The following is a 1737-nucleotide window of genomic DNA, read 5'->3' on the forward strand; positions in this document are numbered from 1 at the left end:
ACTTACTGGCTATTGGGTTTGGCTTACTGGTAACGCTAGTAGGTACACTTATTATTCGTCGTATCCATGTTGATCCTGGAGAAAATGAAGATTTCCACTTTACTTCAATGGAGCGAATTTTTAGTGTTTTGATGGTAATTACCGCAGCAGCAATGGCTTTTGCTCATGGATCAAACGATGTGGCAAATGCTATTGGCCCATTAGCTGCCATTTATGGTGTGATTGAAAGCGGCGGCATGATTGGTGCCAAGAGTGCATTACCAGTTTGGGTATTGCTAGTTGGTGGTGGTGGTATTGTATTTGGTTTGGTGACTTACGGCCATAAAGTAATTGCCACGATTGGTACAGGTATTACTCAGCTAACACCATCGCGTGGTTTTGCTGCAACATTAGCAGCAGCAGCAACGGTAGTTATTGCATCTGGCACAGGCTTGCCAGTATCAACCACACAAGTATTAGTAGGTGCAGTGTTAGGTGTTGGTTTGGCACGTGGCCTAGCAGCGCTAGATACACGCATGATTAACAAGATATTTCTTTCATGGCTGGTTACGTTGCCAGCGGGTGCGCTAATGTCTATTATATTTTTCTTTATGCTTAAGGGCATGTTCGGAGCATAATAATGACATTAGAAGAAATTCAAGCAAAATTAGAAGAGAGCATTGAGGGTTCAACGGTAACTATGCAAGGTGACGGCTGTAATTGCTCAACCTTGGTAGTTTCCTCTGTATTTGAGGGTATGGGCTTGTTGGCACGCCAAAGAATGGTGTTGGCAGCGGTTCGTACAGAGATTGATAGTGGTGAATTACATGCACTCAGTATCAAGGCAAAAACGCCAGAAGAGGTCGCTTAGATTTTATTCGTCTTCATGTGTTGCTAGCACATGAACGTTTTTCTCAAAATCAATCATTATGTTGATGTTGATTGGTCGACAGCAAACGCTACAGTCTTTAATGTAGCTTTGTTCAAACTCTGAGCAATCCACCTCTAATTCAATAATTTCGCCACAATAAGGACAGTCAATTGAGTGTGTTTGTATTTCATTCATCAATTTTCCTGTCTTTTAAATCTTGCATAATGGCTTTTCGAACTTCAATTGAGTAATTAATCCAACCAGTGATTTCATTGCTATGGCGCTTGCAGCCTACACAATAATTAGATTTGTTATATTTACAGATGCCAACACAAGGGCTCTTAATGGCTTGATAATCATTCATGCGAAGTATTATAGATTGCTATCATCAAGGGAATGTAAAATAGGCGTCTTTATATTCATGCAATAAATTATGTCATTCTCTCAATTAGGCCTATCAGATTCAATTTTAGAAGCGGTTACCAAAAAAGGCTACGATAAGCCGTCACCGATTCAAGAAAAAGCCATTCCTCTAATTTTAGAAGGCAAGGATGTTATGGCTGCAGCGCAAACAGGCACAGGTAAAACTGCCGGATTTACATTGCCAATTTTGCAATTATTGTCAAAAGGCAAGCCAACCACATCAAACCAAGTTCGCACATTAATCCTTACGCCTACGCGTGAGCTAGCTGCTCAAGTGCAAGACAGTGTTAGTACTTACGGCAAGCATTTACCGCTTAAATCAACCGTTGTTTTTGGTGGTGTTAAGATCAATCCACAGATGAAAAAACTACGAGGCGGTGTTGATATTTTAGTGGCAACTCCGGGACGTCTAATTGATCTTCATTCGCAAAATGCAGTGAAGTTTGATGAGCTGGAAATCATCG

At 40.9% G+C, this 1737-nt stretch carries 5 protein-coding genes; 3 read left to right on the plus strand and 2 right to left on the minus strand.

Annotated features, from left to right (window positions below):
- Together BTHERMOSOX_RS10940 and BTHERMOSOX_RS10945 are read left to right on the plus strand one after the other, a co-directional pair.
- A partial coding sequence (locus BTHERMOSOX_RS10940) for an inorganic phosphate transporter (RefSeq protein WP_138121164.1) occupies window positions 1-617 on the plus strand: 617 nt, incomplete at its 5' end.
- Between the two features lie 2 nt (window positions 618-619).
- Window positions 620-850: a BolA family protein gene (locus BTHERMOSOX_RS10945; RefSeq protein ID WP_138121165.1), complete on the plus strand. Its 231-nt coding sequence runs from the start codon at window positions 620-622 to the stop codon at window positions 848-850.
- 3 nt (window positions 851-853) lie between these two features.
- Here BTHERMOSOX_RS10945 and BTHERMOSOX_RS10950 read toward each other — a convergent pair whose 3' ends face one another.
- On the minus strand, window positions 854-1045 hold the full coding sequence (locus BTHERMOSOX_RS10950; RefSeq protein ID WP_138121166.1) for a CPXCG motif-containing cysteine-rich protein: 192 nt from the start codon (window positions 1043-1045) through the stop codon (window positions 854-856).
- Complete coding sequence (locus BTHERMOSOX_RS10955) at window positions 1038-1214, minus strand: DUF1289 domain-containing protein (RefSeq protein WP_138121167.1); 177 nt, start codon at window positions 1212-1214, stop codon at window positions 1038-1040. Before BTHERMOSOX_RS10955 ends, BTHERMOSOX_RS10950 begins: the two co-directional genes overlap by 8 nt.
- A 69-nt stretch (window positions 1215-1283) precedes the next feature.
- Here BTHERMOSOX_RS10955 and BTHERMOSOX_RS10960 point away from each other — a divergent pair.
- A partial coding sequence (locus BTHERMOSOX_RS10960; protein ID WP_138121168.1) for a DEAD/DEAH box helicase occupies window positions 1284-1737 on the plus strand: 454 nt, incomplete at its 3' end.

The sequence above is a fragment of the Bathymodiolus heckerae thiotrophic gill symbiont genome (genome assembly GCF_900128515.1).
GTDB lineage: Bacteria > Pseudomonadota > Gammaproteobacteria > PS1 > Pseudothioglobaceae > Thioglobus_A.